12 protein-coding genes are annotated in these 16,437 nt (G+C 60.0%); 3 read left to right on the plus strand and 9 right to left on the minus strand.

Features of this window, described 5'->3' with window-relative positions; translation table 11 throughout:
* Positions 1–59 precede the first annotated feature (59 nt).
* Both nrdG and nrdD read right to left on the minus strand, forming a co-directional pair.
* Positions 60–569, minus strand: coding sequence for an anaerobic ribonucleoside-triphosphate reductase-activating protein (nrdG, locus tag WBR25_RS15190; RefSeq protein ID WP_157161204.1), 510 nt, complete (start codon positions 567–569; stop codon positions 60–62).
* Positions 570–669: 100 nt separating this feature from the next.
* A complete protein-coding gene (gene nrdD, locus WBR25_RS15195; protein WP_479748516.1) occupies positions 670–2,787 on the minus strand; it encodes an anaerobic ribonucleoside-triphosphate reductase in 2,118 nt (705 codons plus the stop codon).
* Positions 2,788–3,231: 444 nt separating this feature from the next.
* Here nrdD and WBR25_RS15200 point away from each other — a divergent pair, with 444 nt between their 5' ends.
* The gene (locus WBR25_RS15200; protein ID WP_005338444.1) at positions 3,232–4,206 is read left to right on the plus strand and encodes an ABC transporter substrate-binding protein; all 975 of its coding nucleotides are present in this window, start codon (positions 3,232–3,234) and stop codon (positions 4,204–4,206) included.
* A gap of 82 nt (positions 4,207–4,288) precedes the next feature.
* Here WBR25_RS15200 and ligA read toward each other — a convergent pair whose 3' ends face one another.
* From ligA to WBR25_RS15215, 3 genes are all read right to left on the minus strand, one after another.
* Positions 4,289–6,295, minus strand: coding sequence for an NAD-dependent DNA ligase LigA (ligA, locus tag WBR25_RS15205; protein WP_479748518.1), 2,007 nt, complete (start codon positions 6,293–6,295; stop codon positions 4,289–4,291).
* Positions 6,296–6,394: 99 nt separating this feature from the next.
* Positions 6,395–7,561: a cell division protein ZipA gene (zipA, locus tag WBR25_RS15210; protein ID WP_479748520.1), complete on the minus strand. Its 1,167-nt coding sequence runs from the start codon at positions 7,559–7,561 to the stop codon at positions 6,395–6,397.
* Positions 7,562–7,576: 15 nt separating this feature from the next.
* A complete protein-coding gene (locus tag WBR25_RS15215; protein ID WP_479748521.1) occupies positions 7,577–10,951 on the minus strand; it encodes an AAA family ATPase in 3,375 nt (1,124 codons plus the stop codon).
* A gap of 214 nt (positions 10,952–11,165) precedes the next feature.
* Here WBR25_RS15215 and cysZ point away from each other — a divergent pair, with 214 nt between their 5' ends.
* Both cysZ and WBR25_RS15225 read left to right on the plus strand, forming a co-directional pair.
* A complete protein-coding gene (gene cysZ, locus WBR25_RS15220; RefSeq protein ID WP_005338455.1) occupies positions 11,166–11,930 on the plus strand; it encodes a sulfate transporter CysZ in 765 nt (254 codons plus the stop codon).
* Between the two features lie 146 nt (positions 11,931–12,076).
* Entirely contained in the window at positions 12,077–12,691 is a 615-nt protein-coding gene (locus tag WBR25_RS15225) for a trimeric intracellular cation channel family protein (RefSeq protein ID WP_179903337.1), read from the plus strand.
* Positions 12,692–12,776: 85 nt separating this feature from the next.
* On the opposite strand, the gene WBR25_RS15230 is transcribed toward WBR25_RS15225, so the two are convergent.
* The 4 genes from WBR25_RS15230 to WBR25_RS15245 all read right to left on the minus strand — a co-directional run bounded on the left by WBR25_RS15230 (position 12,777) and on the right by WBR25_RS15245 (position 16,127).
* Positions 12,777–13,028, minus strand: coding sequence for a lipoprotein (locus WBR25_RS15230; protein ID WP_005338457.1), 252 nt, complete (start codon positions 13,026–13,028; stop codon positions 12,777–12,779).
* Positions 13,029–13,075: 47 nt separating this feature from the next.
* Positions 13,076–13,621 (minus strand): peptidoglycan L,D-endopeptidase MepK, encoded by a 546-nt coding sequence (gene mepK / locus WBR25_RS15235; protein WP_005338458.1) that lies wholly within the window; start codon positions 13,619–13,621, stop codon positions 13,076–13,078.
* A 164-nt stretch (positions 13,622–13,785) separates the two neighbouring features.
* Entirely contained in the window at positions 13,786–15,270 is a 1,485-nt protein-coding gene (locus WBR25_RS15240; protein ID WP_005358830.1) for a L,D-transpeptidase family protein, read from the minus strand.
* A gap of 92 nt (positions 15,271–15,362) precedes the next feature.
* Entirely contained in the window at positions 15,363–16,127 is a 765-nt protein-coding gene (locus WBR25_RS15245) for a substrate-binding periplasmic protein (RefSeq protein ID WP_069526272.1), read from the minus strand.
* Between the last annotated feature and the right edge of the window lie 310 nt (positions 16,128–16,437).

Raw genomic sequence — 16,437 nt, forward strand, 5'->3', positions numbered from 1 at the left:
CTCTCCTTTTCAAAAATGTCGTCAGGATTGGAATGGGCTAACCATAAACATCCCGGACTTCAACTGCAAACCAGACAGGGAATTCGCTCACCCGCATCACGCCAGGCGTTGAGGTCGTGGATCTGCTGATTGCTGCTGCCACGCCAGAGCAGGCCCGGGTCTGCTAACGCCTTTTCAAACTTGCCATCCACCAGCACATCCAGCAAGGCCACCAGCTCACGCTGGGCCTCTGACAGTTCGCCGAGCAGATAACCGGTCCAGCACCAGATATCCTTGCCCGGACACTCGGCGCGTACCCGTTTCACCAGCGCCAGCACGTGGGGCACGTTGGCCGGGTGGAGCGGATCGCCGCCGGAGAGCGACAGACCTCGCCGTTTGATGCGGCTGTCGTTGAGATCCGCAATGACGCGATCGCTCATCGCCTCATCGAACGGCTTGCCGCCATCGAGCCGCCAGGTGCTCTGGTTGTAGCAACCTGGGCACTGGTGCTCGCAGCCCGAGACAAACAGGGTGGCACGGGTGCCGGGGCCGTTAATCACATCGACCGGGTAGTATTGGTGGTAGTGCATCGCTTGTTTCCTGCCTCGTTCACGGGAAGGCGGCATGGTTGCCGCCCTCCAATGAAAATGGCCCCTTGAGTCAGGGGCCAGCTCTTCATCGCTTGTGCGCTTACATATGTTTGACGCGGCGCTTCACCTCTTCCTGCTTGCCCGCATTGAAGGGGCGCGCATCCGGGCTGCCGAGGTAGCCGCAGACACGGCGGGTCACCGACACCTTGGCGGGGTCATGGTTACCGCAGCGCGGGCAGGTGAAGCCCTTGGAGGTACACTCGAACTCGCCGGTAAAACCGCAGTCGTAGCACTCGTCGATGGGGGTGTTGGTACCGTAGTAGGGCACCTTGTCATAGCTGTAATCCCAGACGTTTTCGAGCGCTTCCAGGTTGTGCTGGATGTTGGGGTACTCGCCGTAGCAGATGAAACCGCCGCTGGCGATGGGCGGATAGGGAGCCTCGAAGTCCAGCTTGTCGTACGGGTTGACCTGCTTCTCCACATCGAGGTGGAAGCTGTTGGTGTAGTAACCCTTGTCGGTCACGCCGGATACCACGCCAAACTCTTTGGCATCGATGCGGCAGAAACGGGTGCAGAGGTTCTCGCTCGGGGTGGAGTAGAGGCTGAAGCCGTAGCCAGTCTCCTCTTTCCACTCGTCAATGGCCGCCCTGAGACGGGCGATGATGGCGATGGCCTTCTGTTGCAGCTCGGCGCTGTCAAACAGGTGCACGTTGTCACCAAACAGGGCGTTGATGGTCTCGTGAACCCCGATATAACCGAGGGAAATGGAGGCACGACCGTTCTTGAAGATCTCGCTGACGTTGTCGTCCGCCTTGAGGCGTACGCCGCAAGCCCCTTCCATATAGAGGATCGGAGCAACCCGCGCTTTCACCCCGTCCAGACGGGTGATGCGGTACATCAGCGCCTTCTTGGCGACCCGCAGGGAGGCATCGAGACGATCCCAGAAATCCGCTTCGTCACGGGATTTCAGGGCAATGCGCGGCAGGTTGAGGCTCACCACCCCCAGGTTGTTGCGACCTTCGTGGATCAGCTCGCCATTCTCCTCGTAGGCACCGAGGAAGGAGCGGCAACCCATGGGGGTCTTGAAGGAGCCGGTCACTTTCACGACCTGGTCGTAGTTGAGGATGTCCGGATACATCCGCTTGGAGGCACACTCCAGCGCCAGTTGCTTGATGTCGTAGTTGGGATCGCCCTGCTTGTGGTTGAGGCCATCCTTGATGGCGAACACCAGTTTCGGGAACACGGCGGTCTTCTTGTTCTTGCCAAGACCGGCTATGCGGTTGCTGAGGATGGCGCGCTGGATCATCCGCGACTCCCAGCTGTCCCCCAAGCCAAAGCCGAAGGTGACGAACGGCGTCTGACCGTTGGCGGTGTGCAGGGTGTTGACTTCGTACTCCAGCGACTGGAAGGCGTCGTAACACTCTTTCTCGGTGCGAGCCATGGCGTAGGCTTCTACGTCGGCAATGCCCCACTCTTCGGCCACTTCACGGTGTTTCTGCCAGCTGATGGTCACATAGGGTGCCAGCACTTCGTCGATGCGGTTGATGGTGGTGCCGCCATAGATGTGGCTCGCCACCTGAGCGATGATCTGGGCGGTCACGGCAGTGGCGGTGCTGATGGATTTCGGGGTATCGATCTCCGCATTGCCCATCTTGAAGCCGTGGGTCAGCATCCCTTTCAGATCGATCAACATGCAGTTGAACATCGGGAAGAAAGGCGAGTAGTCGAGATCGTGGAAGTGCAGATCACCGCTCTCATGAGCCTGAACCACATCACGGGGCAGCATGTGGCTGGTGGCATAGTGCTTGGCGACGATACCGGCCAGCAGGTCGCGCTGGGTCGGGATCACTTTGGAGTCTTTGTTGGCATTCTCGTTGAGCAGGGCGGCGTTGGTCTGCTCGACCAGACCGCGGATCTCCTGCGCCAGACGGCCGCGCGCCTCGCGGGCCTGATCCCTGTCGTGGCGATATTCGATATAGGCACGGGCGATGGCCTTGTCGTCGGAAGCCATCAGGTGGTTTTCGACCCGGTTCTGGATCTCGTGGATATCAACTTCACCACGCCCTTCCAGCTCCTGACTCACCGCATTGGCAATGCGGGAGGCGAGTGCCGGATTGGCCTGATTGACCGCTTCCGCCGCTCGGCTGACCGCCTCTGCAATCAGCTGGGCATTGAATGGTGCGCGACATCCGTCACGTTTGATCACAACCGGTTTCATGAATTTTCCCCGTTAAAAGGCCAGGCATTTGCCTCTGGCTCACCCTTGTTGGGCCCCCCTCCCGGCATCTCGTCCTGGACGCAAATAAATTCAGCCGAGGCTTGACAAGCCTGGGCTGAAGATAGGAGGGGAACAGCTTATACACAGCTTAATAACACAACATATAGGGATTAAAAACGAATGCGTCCCTATATGTGGTGTCTATTAGGCACCAAAGCGAAGCCTCATTTCTTGATCCAGAACAGGTTTTTCAGCGAGCGGGACAGTTCACGACCAACCGAAAAGAGCTCCATTCAAATCCAACCTCAAGCAGGGTGCGGGCTGGCGTCCGATCCGCCCATCCGAAAAAAATCGCCCCCCGCCGCACCGGTTTCGAGATGACAGCGCCAACCAAAACCGCCCATACTGAACAAGAACTCTCTCCCCCTCGACAAGGGACAACCCATGCGCACCTCCCTGCTATTGCTACTGCTATCCACCCTCTCTCTGCCGCTCTGGGCCGCCAACATTCTGGTGATCAGCAGCTACCATCCCGAATACCTGTGGGACCAAAGCTACAACAAAGGGCTGCTCGATGGCTTGCAGGGGGAACACAAGATCACTCACTTCTATATGGACACCAAACGCCATCCACGGGAGAAGTTCGACGAAATAGCCCAGCAAGCCATCGCCTTTTATCTGAAGAGCAAACCGGATCTGGTGGTACTGGGGGATGACAACGCCATCAACTATCTGGCCAACGAGATCGCCTCGCTGGGCACTCCAGTGGTATTTCTTGGCATGAACGAGAACCCGCGCCTCAAAGGCTTTGTCGGCCACCCCAAGATCACCGGCGTGCTGGAGCGCCCCCTGCTCAAACGCAACATCAGCGAAATAAGTCAGATGATGGGGGGGCTCGACAAGGCGCTGGTGCTGTTTGATTCCAGCAATGTGGCCCTCACTGCCATCGAGGATGAATTCAAGACCCAGACCGAGCTGCGGGTCGGCCAGACCAGGATCAACAGCCAGCTGATGGGGGATTACAGCCTCTGGCAGGAGGCAGTGCTCAACGCCAAGAAGAACGGCTATCAGGCAATCTTCCTCGGCCTCTACCACACGCTGGTCGATGACAATGGCAAGCATGTGAGCGAAAAGACGGTTCTGGAGTGGACCAGCGCCAACACGCCGGTGCCGCTCTTCTGTTTCTGGGAGTTTACCGTCGGCAAGGGGATGGCCATCGGCGGGCTGGTGCTGGACGGCCACGATCAGGGGATACAGGCAGCCAGCCTCATCAACACCATACTGGCGGGCACCCTGCCCCGTACCATCTCCCCGCGCGCGGCCCTGCGCGGCGAATATGTCTTCAGCAAGAGCGAGCTGGCCCGCTGGCAACTCACAGTACCCGACAAATGGCGCCACAAGATCCTCTGGCGTGAGTGACCGCCGAAACAAAAAAAGAGAACCCGGCCATGCCGGGTTCTCTTTTATCAGGTGCTGCGGTTAGCAGGCTTGGTGAGAGCTATCAGCCCTGCAACGCCTGTTGCAGCTCCTCTTCGGTCCAGATGGTAATGCCGAGCTCCTGCGCCTTGGTCAGCTTGGAGCCGGCCGCTTCCCCCGCGACCAGCACATCGGTCTTGGCAGATACCGAACCCGCCACCTTGGCCCCCAGCGCCTGCAATGCCGCCTTGGCGTCGTTGCGCGACAAGGTGGTCAGGGTGCCGGTCAGCACGAAGGTCTTGCCGGCAAAGGGTTGCTCCGCGGCCTCTTTCTTCTCGATGGCCGGCCAGTGGATGCCGGCAGCCAGCAAGGCTTCCAGCACCTCCACGTTGTGCGGCTGACGCAAGAAGTAGTAGACATGCTTGGCCACAACATCGCCCACGTCGGCCACTTCGAGCAGTTGCTCCACCGAAGCTGCGCGCAGGGCATCCAGGGTGAGGAAGTGGTTGGCAAGGTTGAGCGCAGTCGCCTCCCCTACTTCGCGGATCCCCAGAGCAAACAGGAAGCGCGGCAAGGTGGTACTGCGCGCAGCATCGATGGCGGCTACCAGATTGAGGGCCGATTTTTGCCCCATCCGCTCAAGACCGGCCAGCTGGATGGCATTGAGGCTGAAGAGATCAGCGGGAGTCTTCACTAGCTCCTTGTCTACCAGCTGCTCGACAATCTTGTCGCCAAGGCCGTCCACATCCATGGCGCGACGGGCGGCGAAGTGCTTGATCGCCTCCTTGCGCTGCGCCTCGCAGAACAGGCCGCCGGAGCAGCGGGCAACCGCTTCCCCTTCCAGCCGCTCCACCGCAGAACCACAGACAGGACACTCGGTCGGGAAGAGGATCGCGCGGGCATCGCTTGGGCGCTGCGCCTCCACCACGGCGACGATCTGCGGGATCACATCCCCTGCCCGGCGCACGATCACGGTATCGCCAATCATCACGCCGAGGCGCTCAATCTCGTCAGCATTGTGCAAGGTGGCGTTGGAGACGGTCACGCCGCCGACAAACACAGGTTTAAGCTTGGCGACCGGGGTCACGGCGCCGGTGCGGCCGACCTGAAACTCGACGTTCTCAAGCAGGGTCATCTCCTCCTGTGCCGGGAACTTGTGGGCGGTCGCCCAGCGCGGGGCGCGGGCCACAAAGCCGAGCTCCTCTTGCAGAGCGATAGCATCCACCTTGTAGACCACGCCGTCGATCTCGTAAGGGAGCTCGCCACGGCGGGCCAGAATGTCGTCGTGGAACGCCTGACAACCGGCGGCCCCCTCTTTGAGCTTCACCTCGGGACTAAGCGGCAGCCCCCACTCCTTGAGCTGATTGAGGCGACCAAAGTGAGAGTCACCGAGCAGCTCGCCGCCAACACCGACACCGTAAGCGTAAAAGCTCAGGGGGCGGCTGGCGGTGATGCGTGAATCGAGTTGACGCAGGCTGCCGGCGGCGGCGTTGCGCGGGTTGACGAACACCTTCTCGCCCGCTGCCAGCGCCTTGGCGTTCATCGCCTCGAAACCGGCCTTGGGCATAAAGACTTCGCCACGCACCTCCAGCCGCTCTGGCCAGCCAGTGCCACGCAGCGCGAGCGGAATGGCCTTGATGGTGCGCACGTTCTCGGTGATCTCCTCACCGGTGGCGCCATCGCCCCGGGTGGCCGCCTGCACCAGCTGACCATTTACATAGAGCAGGCTCACCGCCAGACCGTCGAGCTTGGGCTCGCAGCAGAAGGTGAAACGCACGTCACGCTTGAGGCGATCGCTCATCCGTTGTTCGAACGCCTGCAACTCTTCGCTGCTAAAGACGTTGTCCAGACTGAGCATGGGGATCTCGTGGCGCACCTGTTTGAAGGCGGTCAGCGGCTGGCCGCCGACCCGCACGCTGGGTGACGCCGGTGTTTTCAGCTCGGGATGCTCGGCCTCCAGCGCAATCAACTCGCGCATCAGGCGATCGTATTCGGCATCCGGCACTGTAGGGTTATCCAGCACATAGTACTGGTGACCATATTCGGTAAGCAGTTCACACAATTGACGGTGGCGGGAGAGGGTGTCGCTCATGAAAAAGTCTCGAAGTGTGATTGAACATACGGCCGGGGTAGAAACAAAAATGCGGTACCAGGGTACCGCACTTTTTCTTCACTCGACCCGCATGGCGTATTAGTCGCGACTGGCCTCGTAGGCAGCCAGCTCGTGACGGTAACGGGCAATGGTCTCGTCGCTCAGCGGGCTGCGATCCATATCGGTCAGCATGGCATCGAGATCGCTGGCCAGCTGATCGGCAGCCTGCAGCATGTCCTCGAAGGCAAACGCGGCATTGCTGCGCAGCGGCAGTTGCATGAACAAGGAGACACCCGGCGTGGTGAACTGTTCCATCCGGTACGGATTGAAGGTGCCTGGCTTGACCATGTTGATCATGGAGAAGAGCACCTCACCCTTACCGTTAGGATCTTCGTGACGGTGGAAAATATCCATCTCGCCAAACTTGAAGCCCAGCGCCATCAGGGATGAGAGCAGGGTTGCACCTTGCAAGTCGTGACCCGGACGGCCCATCAGGTTGATGACATAGACATCCTGCCAGATCTTCTCGACCGGCTGGGGGGCCATGCGCGGCTCTTCCACCACAGGAGCAGGTGCCACATAGGCCGGCTCTTCATAAACAGGCTCGGGAACCACATGACGGGGCTGCGGCTGATATTCCGGCTCGGGTGCACGCACCGGTTCGGCACGCACGGTGTCGGCGGTACGGACTGTCTCTGCACGGGCACCAAAAGTCGGGGCGGTCGCGTAAGCGGGCTCGACCAGCGGCTCGTCGTCCAGCGACTGCATCATGGGCTCGCGCTGGGGACGGGAACGGTAGACCGGGGTACGACGATTGACCTGAGCAGGTTTGCGCACCGGCGCGGCGGGCACCTCGTCGATCTCCTCGGGCAGCGGTTCGTCGAATGTTTCCTCTTCATAGACAGGAGGCGGCGGAACCGGGCGGGCAGCAGGCTTGCGCACTACGGGCGGCGGCAGATCGTCCTCGTCATCTTCATCATCAAAGGCGGGGACGGCAGGGCGACGACCGAGTTCCGGCTGGCGGCTCTCTTCACTGCGCAGCTTGGGCTCGGCACGACGACCACCACTGACCACGCGTACCTGGCCGATGCCATCGCTGTCGAAGGCGTCGTTATCACGATCCCGCGACTTGGAGTCCATCCGTCCAATCGGTTTCTCTTTGATCGGTGCCTGACGATTCTTTTTGTTGCTCCACAACCCGTGAATGAGCAATGCCGCAATAGCAATACCGCCCAGGGCAACCAAGATGTAACGCAATTCCTGCATTAGCTGCTTCTCTTTCTAGTTTTGCTCAGCCAAAGCGACGGCTTCACCGATATCGACCGACACAATGCGAGAAACCCCGGGCTCTTGCATCGTGACGCCAACCAGCTGCTCAGCCATCTCCATGGAGACCTTATTATGACTGATGTAAACGAACTGTACTGTGCTCGACATCTCTTTGACAAGAGAACAGAAGCGACCGACGTTCACTTCATCGAGCGGTGCATCCACCTCATCCAGCAGACAAAAAGGTGCTGGGTTGAGTCTGAAGATGGCAAAAACCAGCGCAAGCGCGGTTAACGCCTTCTCCCCCCCGGAAAGCAGGGCAATGGTAGCATTCTTCTTACCCGGAGGTCTCGCCATGATGCTCACTCCGGCCTCCAAAAGATCATCGGAGGTAAGCTCAAGCCAGGCACTGCCCCCACCGAACACTTTCGGAAACAGGGATTTTAAATCTTCGTTGACCTTATCGAAAGTGTCCCGGAACCGTATTTGTGTCTCTTTATCAATTCTTTTAATGGCTTGGCTCAAGGTTTCCAGCGCTTGCTCGAGATCCTGACACTGATTTTCGAGGTAGGTTGCCCGGGTTTTCGCCTCTTCGTACTCCTCCAGTGCCGCCAGGTTGATGGCGCCGAGCGCCTCCACTTGCGCCTCCAGCGTCTGGATCTCCTGCCGCAGCTTGCTGCGATCAGCAGCGATCAACACCGCCAGATCGAGATCTACCAGTCGAACCCCCAACTCTTCGAACTGCTCGTGCAGCCCCTGTCGACGGGTGAGGTTACGTTCGCGCTCAAGGCGCAGGGTTGCCAGCTTCTCCTGCAACGTCACTAGCTGCTTGTGATCGGCACTTCTGGCCTGCTCCAGCTCACCGAGCTGGCGCTCCAGCTCCGCAAGCCGTTGATGGCAGGCGAGCTGCTGCGCCTCCAGATTGCGCTGCTCGGCCAGCAGGGGCGCCAGATCCGGCACTGCCTCGCTATCCGGCCCTTTCAGCCCGGCCAGCTCCAGCCCGAGCCTCGCCAGCTCCTCTTCACCCAGGGTAATGAGTTGGCGCAGATTGCCCAGCTCCAGTTGCAAACGCTGGCAGGCCACTTGCTGCTGCTCGCGGCGCACACGGGCCTCGTCAACCGCCCGCTCGCAGCGGGTCAGCTGATCCTGAGCGACCTGCACCCCTTGCGTCAGCGGCTCCCCCTGCTCTTGCAACTCGGCAAGGCGTGCCTCATCGAGTTCCAGTTGTTCACGGGCGCTGGCCAGTCGCTCTGCCTCTTCGGCCTGCACCTGATCGAGCCGACTCAGCTCTTCGCCAAGCTGACCGAGCCGCAGCAACCGCTCCTGCCGCTGACCCTGTTGCAGGCTCCAGGCTTCGCGCAGTTGTTGCCATTTCTGCTCTTGCTCGCGCAAGGTTCGCTGCGACAACTCCTGCGCACTGGCAAGCTGGGCGCGCCGGGCATCGGCTGAGACAAGTTGCTCACTCAGCTGTGCCTGCCCCGCGGCAACCTTATCCTGCTCGGTATGCAACCGCTCACGCTCACCGAGCAGCGCCATGGTGCCGAGCGCCGCACCCTGTCCCAAATCAGCCCAGTTTGGCCCCAGCCAGTCGCCAGCAGGAGTCAGTACCGACTCACCGGCCGCAAGGCTTGGTTGGCGGGCCAATGCGGCTTCCCGGCTCTCCACCAGCCAGATGGCATTGAGGAAGGCGGGAATGTGCTCGCCGCCCAGTTGCGCCGCCAGGGTACCGGCAACCGCCGGTTGCGCCGGGCCAATCCAGAGCCCCTCTTGCGCCAGATTGCACTCGTCCGCCGGCGTTGCGGTGAGCCAGCGACCCAGCACCTTGTCGAGTGCCTGTGCCCACTCGGGGGCAACCTGCAGTCGATCCGCCAGGGTCGCCCCTTCCATCTGCTCCCCGAGGATCTGATCCAGCGTCGCCAGCCGCGCCTCCAACTCCCGCTGCAGGCTCAACTGCTGGCTATGCTGCTGCTTGAGTTGTTCATGGGCGTCGACCTCCTGCGCCAGCTGCTCGGTCAGCTCACCATTGGCCGCCCGCGTCAGCTCCAGCTCACCACTCAGGGCATCGAGGGCCGGTTGCAGGTCATCGGCCTCTGTACCGAGGGGGCCAGCACGTTCATCTTCCAGCTTGAGGCGGGCCAGCCGGGTCTTGGCTTGCAACTCCTGCAAACCACCCAACCGGGTACGGGTCTGGTTGAGCTGGCCCTGCAACCCGGCCAACTGTTGCTGCCACTGCTGCTGGCGCAGACGGGCCTGTTCCAGCTGCTCGCTGGCGTGCTGGCGGGCCTCCTGCTGCTCGGTGAGCAACTGCTCACACTGCTCCAGCCGGGCGCTCTCCTGCTCGACGCGCAATCCCCCTTCGGTCAGTTGATCCTGCTGGCTGGCCAGCTGCGCCTTGCGAGTGGCGATCCGCTCACCGAGCGCCTCTGCACGGGCCTGCCAGTCGCGCCCCAGTTCACTCTGGTGCAGTTGCTGTTGTTCGAGGCGGGCGATAGCTTGCCCACCAAGAAAAATCTGTTGCTGACGGCTCGCCTGCTCGGCTTGCGCCTCTTGTCTGGCGACCGACAGGGTGACGTGGCGCCCCTCATCGGCGGTGCGCTTGGCATCGAGTGCCGCCAGCGCCTGCTCGGCCTGCGCCAGTTCGGTTTTAGCCTCGCCAAGGCGCGTCTCCAGCGCCCACAACTCGGAGCCAATCAGCTCGGCGCGAGCTGCGCGCGAACGACTCTTGAGCTGTTTGTAGCGCTCGGCCGTTTCGGCCTGGGCTTTGAGGTGGTCAAGGCGCGAACCCAGCTCGCCGCGAATATCGCCGAGGCGCTCCAGATTCTCCTGAGTATGGCGAATGCGCTGCTCGGTCTCGCGGCGCCGCTCCTTGTAGCGGGAGACCCCGGCGGCCTCTTCCATAAAGAGCTTGAGATCGGCCGGACGTGACTCCACCAGTCGGCTGACGGTGCCCTGCTCGATGATGGCGTAGCTGCGGGGGCCAAGACCGGTGCCGAGGAAAAGGTCGGTCACATCCTTGCGGCGGCACTTCTGACCGTTGATCTGATAGTGATTGGAGCCATCGCGCAGCACTTCACGGCGCACCGAGATCTCGGTAAAGCGACCGAACTCGCCGGGCACCCGGTTGTGGGGATTGTCGAACACCAGCTCGACCGAGGCGCGCCCGTGCGCACTGCGATTGATAGAGCCGTTGAAGATGACATCGGTCATGTTCTCACCGCGCAGATGGCGAGCGGAACTCTCCCCCAGCACCCAGCGCACCGCGTCGATGACGTTGGATTTGCCACAGCCATTGGGGCCCACCACGGCGGTCATGTCTGCCGACAGTTCGATGCGGGTCGGCTCGACGAACGACTTGAAGCCGGCGAGTTTGATCAGTTTCAGACGCATGGCGACCTGTATCAGTGGCTAAATAAAGAGGATGCGGGCAGGTGACTTTACCAAATCCAGACCCGGCTTTGTTTGTAATATGCAGGCATCATCCCCATTCAATGCCCGATTTTCAGTCGCCACGGCACGAAATAAGGAATAGTCGGCGACTTTACCAAATCAAAGGCTTGTTTGTAATATGCTGGCAGTTCTCCCATGCATAGATGGAGCTCACATGAGCCAATCACCCCATATGGTCAAAGATTCAATCAGCGGTGCAGACTACTTTCTGCGCGGTTTTTCCCTTATTCGCCAACCGGGCATCCGCACTTTTGTGCTGATCCCCCTGCTGGTCAACTTCGTGCTGTTTGCCGGGGCCTTCTATGCCCTGTTGCTGCAACTGGACGGCCTGTTCGCCTGGCTCCATCAGCAGATCCCCGCCTGGCTCGACTGGCTGGACTACCTGCTGTGGCCCATCGCCCTCATCACTATCCTGGTGGTCTTCTCCTTTATCTTCAGCTCGGTCGCCAACTGGGTAGCCGCCCCCTTCAACGGCCTGCTGGCGGAGAAGGTGGAGCAGATCCTCACCGGTCAGCCCGCCAATGACAGCGGCATGCTGGATATCGTCAAGGATGTGCCACGTACCTTCGGCCGCGAATGGACCAAGCTGAAGTATTACCTGCCCAAGGCCATCGGCTGCCTCATCCTGTTTCTGATCCCTGTGGTGGGCCAGACCCTGGCGCCTGTGCTCTGGTTCCTGTTCAGCGCCTGGATGATGGCGATCCAGTATGTGGATTATCCGTTCGACAACCACAAGATCGACTTTATCACCATGCGTGACGCCTTGAAGCAACGCCGTGGCAAGTGTCTGAGCTTCGGCGCTTTGGTGACCCTCTTCTCCGCCATTCCGGTGGTGAACCTCTTCGTGATGCCAGTTGCCATCTGTGGTGCCACCGCCATGTGGGTCGATCACTACCGGCAGGAGCAGCTGGGGCGCTAACCCTTGAACATTGATTAGAAAAAGGCACCCGAAACGGTGCCTTTTTCGCATTTAGCATGAATTAAATTAATGCATACATTCGATAGCTTGTCCCATATGACACGAGTTGGTAGGATTCTGGCCTTTCTCGTTCCCTGGGATATCTCATGTTACATGCACTCTTCTTGGTGGGCCTGGTGGCCGAAGGGATGACCGGCGCGCTGGCCGCGGGTCGGCGACGGATGGATCTGTTTGGTGTGGTGATCATCGCCTCGGCGACGGCCATCGGTGGTGGCACCATCCGCGATGTGCTGCTGGGCCACTATCCGCTGCTCTGGATTGAGCATCCGGAATACGTGCTGCTGGTTGCCGCAGCCGCGATGGCGGGTGTGGTCTCCGCCCCCATGATGCGCTATCTCGGCAAGCTGTTCATGGCCCTTGATGCCCTGGGACTGGTGGTCTTCTCCATCTTCGGTGCGGCCCGAGCGCTGGATATGGGCCACGGCGCCGGTATTGCGTGCATCATGGCGGTAGTGACCGGGGTCTTTGGCGGGGTGCTGCGGGATCTGCTCTGCCAGCGCATTCCACTGGTATTTCGTCGCGAGCTCTATGCAGCCATTTCGCTGATCACCGCAGCCCTCTACTGTCTGGCGCTGGATCAGGGCTTGCCGACCAACTGGGCCGCGTTCGGTTCCATCGGGATCGGCTTTGTACTGCGGCTGCTGGCGGTACGCTTCAAGTGGGGTCTGCCCACCTTCAACTACCAGTACGCGACCCACTGAGTACGCCAGCTTCTGGCGAGGCGGGTTGGATTGCGAGCAACAAAAAAGCGTCCGAGCGGCGCTTTTTTCATGGACGTTCTACGACTCAGTTAATCCCTTCCGAGCTGAAGAAGGTTGCCTTGTCGGCGATAAAGCGGATCTTGATGTTCTTCCCTTCCCCGCCCCAGAGGCAGCTGGTAGTGCCCAAGGCATCATCACAACGCTCCGCCTTGCCCAGAATGGTGCTGGCCTCGGCGTAACTCATCCCCATCTTCAACTGGTCGTAATTTTCACGGTTGAGCTTGCTGCAACCGGTCAACAACAGGGCGATCAGGCCGCCAATCACTATCTTTTTCATCGCTATCTCCTCTCTGGTGGGAAGAGCTTGGCAGCTTGCCATCCCCTTTACCAGCTGCGCACCGGGCCGGTATCGAGGTGAACGAAGTTATCACGAGGATAGTAACCAACCCCACCCACCTTGAGCTGGAGCGCCGCCTTGCGCAGATGGGCCAGCTGTACGCCGGGGATCCGCACATCCACCGCCTGTCCCAGGGTGTGGTAGCTGTGCTTGGCCACGCCACGGCTCTTGTGGCGCTTTTGGCGATTGGTGGCCGGGGCGCGATAGCCGGAGATCAGCTGGATTTCACTGCGCCGACCCAGCTTGTGCTGCAACAGAAACAGCTGATCAAACAACTTCTTGTCGATGTTGAACACTTCGTTGCGCCGGTAATCGCGGAAGATGTGGTTGAGCTCGGCCAACCCGTCGCTCAGATAGTGGCCGTTCTCCCAATAGCTGGCGCGCACCCGCTCGCCGGTATTGAGATTGAAGAAACTGAGTTCACGCCCGGTGGTACTGCGGCTGGCCAGTGCAGGGAAGGAGATCAGCGAGCTGCCCAGCAGGCAACCGGCTCCCAACAACAGGCGACGTCGACTTATCTCTTGTTCCAGCATAAGGGGTTCGTCCATCGCAGATTCAAGCGAAAATAGTTGAATAAGATCACTGATTGAATGTGATACAGGCGCTTGAAACTACCCTCCGGCGGGGGGCCCTGTCAAACCTCAATCGCCCATAGAAAAGCCCGGCACAGGCCGGGCTTTTCACTCTGTGGCAAGGATCACAGCAGGCGGCTCTGGAAGCTGACCCGATCAAATCCGTAGATGTCGTTGCGCAGTTGCTGGCGACCATTTTCGTCGATCCAGCTGCTCCAGTAGACGGTAAAGACCGGGATCGGCGTGGTGAGCGGCAACCATTTGGTCTGGCTCTCCTTGAGGATATTGGCCACCTTGTCCGGCTGATAGCGGGAATCTGCCAGCAACAGTTCGGCCAGATCGTCCGCATGTTCCACCCGGATGCAGCCCGAACTGAAGGCGCGCGCCCCCTGCTCGAACAGCGCCTTGCGCGGGGTGGAGTGCAGATAGATGGCGTCATTGTTGGGCAGGTAGAACTTGTAGCGCCCCAGGGCATTGTGATCCCCCGGCTTTTGCCGCAGGCGATAGGGGAAACCGGCGGCCAGCGCCTGATGCCACCCCTCTTCGGTGAACTGCACCGGATTGCCCTCACTGTCGATCACCTCGAACTGCTCGCGACTCAGGTACGCGGGATCCCGACCCAGCTTGGGCAGGATGTCCTTGCTCAGGATGGAGCGCGGCACATGCCAGGAGGGATTGAGCACGATGGAGCGAATTTCGCTGGCCAGAATGGGAGTGGCGCGCTGCTCCTTGCCGACGATGACCCGGCTGGTGAATACCTCGTTGCCGGACTCCACCACGCTCAGGCGGTAGTCGGGAATATTGACCAACACGTAGCGGCCCCCGGCGAGTTGATCCACCAGATCTCGACGCCACAGGTTGCGCAGCAGCAGGCTGGCGCGCACTTGCGGGCCGGTATTGAGCCAGGAGCGGGTTTGACGGCCGATGATGCCGTCCGCGGTGAGACCGTGACGACGCTGGAACTGCTTGATGGCCTGCTCGGTATCACCATCGTAAATCTGATCACCATGGCTCGGGGCGCTGTCGCCCAGCTCGTTGAGCATGGCGCGGATTTGGCCGAGTTCGGCGGAGCTCTCTCCGGCACGCAGGGTCGGCATATCGAGGGTTGGCCACTTGCTGGCCATCGGCATCGCCAGCAGTTTGTGCACTTTGGCCCGCACCGCCTCGTATTCCGCCACCTGAGGTCGCAGGGATTTCACCTGGGTGAGCAGGTCATCATCGCTGGGTTGGGTCACCACAGGGCGGTTCAAATCGAGCTTGAGGGTCTTCATCTGCTCGCGCGAGACCAGATCCATCCCCCGCCAGGCGTGCTGGAAACGGCTCAGCTTGGTAAAAATGTCGTCATAGATGGCACCACGCTTGTCTGCAGGGGTGGCCTGCAAACGCTTCCACAACGTGAAAAAATCGGGATGCAGCTGGGCAAGCACAGCCTCTTGCAACTGCTGCTCCAGCTCGACACGGGCCTGTTCGGCCTGACTGCCCTGATACCAGTCGTGTCCGGTTTCACTGGCCGCCACCACAACTTGTGCTTCGGTCGCATGTACCGCGCCAGCGGGCAAACATCCCAGCCACACCAGATTGGCAAGGGCCAGCCAATACTTCATCCCCATGGGTACCTCAAAACGGTTTGTTCACTCTGTCAGGCCTGACAAGCAGACCCGATGCTCAGGCCGCTCATGATGCGTGAACGGCCAATACTTTGCTAGCGCCCGGGGGCATAACGCTGCCAGATAATGTCATACGCATCTGTCTCCTTGAACCGCGCCAACGCCTGATTAAATTGTTGCAAGAACTGCGGCGAAAAACTGCGTTTGCCCAACATAAAGAAGCTCGGCGATTCAGATACCACCATGGGATGGCTGGTGAACAGACCGCTCATCCCCTCCTTGTTAAGGGCGCTGGGGGTAGCCAGCATGTCACCAAGGAAACCGTCGATCCGCCCGCGGGCCAGCTTCTCAAAATTTTGCTGGTCGCTCACCGCACTCACCTGTTTGGCATAGCGAGCGAGCAGCGACATCACTTCATCACCATAGAAGTACTCTTTGGTGACACCGAGGGAGTAACCACTGGCCAGCCAGCTCGTCAGATCCTGTTCGGGATAGTGGCTGCCCTTGCGGATCCACAGCAAGGTGCGCCCCGGGTTGTAGGAGTCGGAAAACCAGGCATAACGGGCGCGCTCATCATTGATATTCGCCTCCATCGCCATGTCTATCTCGCCATGCTCCATCTCGTGCAGTACCCGCTTCCAGGGCAGCTCCACATAGTTGACCTTGCAGTGCATGGAAGTGAGCACAGCCGTCAGCACCTCGGCGGCATAACCGCGCACCTCTTGCGGTGAGTCGGCTTCGTAATAATGGTAGGGTGGCCAGTTATCGTAACCGACCTGAATAGGCTCGGGACACAGGGCCCTGGCCAATGCCATTGGCGCCCATAATCCAAGCAACAGACAGCAAGAGATCCACTTCATATGTCATCCTTGACGAATAAGTGAGTCATCATAAATCGCCCCCTGCAAAATGGCGATAGAAGCCAGATGACTATCGCATCCGCTAGAAAATGACGCAGCAAAGCGCTTCTATTTGCCAATTGCCCTGCCGGAGCACTACTGGCAACCTGCGCCCCGCCAGACCTGTTTAACCGGGAAACAGCAACGTTTGGAACAGGGGTAAAAAGGGGTTAATATGTGACCAAATATTTTTTTGTGATCCACTATGCTTTTTTTGCAATTGGATTAGCATATGCGCGACATCGGCCTACCCATTCTGTCAGGCATAGAG

The sequence above is a fragment of the Aeromonas sp. MTB genome (genome assembly GCF_056632455.1).

What these genes read in the sequence shown, in the direction of transcription:
- nrdG (WP_157161204.1), bottom strand. Translation starts at nt 569, where the DNA reads ATGCACTACCACCAATACTACCCGGTCGATGTGATTAACGGCCCCGGC.
- nrdD (WP_479748516.1), bottom strand. Translation starts at nt 2,787, where the DNA reads ATGAAACCGGTTGTGATCAAACGTGACGGATGTCGCGCACCATTCAAT.
- WBR25_RS15200 (WP_005338444.1), top strand. Translation starts at nt 3,232, where the DNA reads ATGCGCACCTCCCTGCTATTGCTACTGCTATCCACCCTCTCTCTGCCG.
- ligA (WP_479748518.1), bottom strand. Translation starts at nt 6,295, where the DNA reads ATGAGCGACACCCTCTCCCGCCACCGTCAATTGTGTGAACTGCTTACC.
- zipA (WP_479748520.1), bottom strand. Translation starts at nt 7,561, where the DNA reads ATGCAGGAATTGCGTTACATCTTGGTTGCCCTGGGCGGTATTGCTATT.
- WBR25_RS15215 (WP_479748521.1), bottom strand. Translation starts at nt 10,951, where the DNA reads ATGCGTCTGAAACTGATCAAACTCGCCGGCTTCAAGTCGTTCGTCGAG.
- cysZ (WP_005338455.1), top strand. Translation starts at nt 11,166, where the DNA reads ATGAGCCAATCACCCCATATGGTCAAAGATTCAATCAGCGGTGCAGAC.
- WBR25_RS15225 (WP_179903337.1), top strand. Translation starts at nt 12,077, where the DNA reads ATGTTACATGCACTCTTCTTGGTGGGCCTGGTGGCCGAAGGGATGACC.
- WBR25_RS15230 (WP_005338457.1), bottom strand. Translation starts at nt 13,028, where the DNA reads ATGAAAAAGATAGTGATTGGCGGCCTGATCGCCCTGTTGTTGACCGGT.
- mepK (WP_005338458.1), bottom strand. Translation starts at nt 13,621, where the DNA reads ATGCTGGAACAAGAGATAAGTCGACGTCGCCTGTTGTTGGGAGCCGGT.
- WBR25_RS15240 (WP_005358830.1), bottom strand. Translation starts at nt 15,270, where the DNA reads ATGGGGATGAAGTATTGGCTGGCCCTTGCCAATCTGGTGTGGCTGGGA.
- WBR25_RS15245 (WP_069526272.1), bottom strand. Translation starts at nt 16,127, where the DNA reads ATGAAGTGGATCTCTTGCTGTCTGTTGCTTGGATTATGGGCGCCAATG.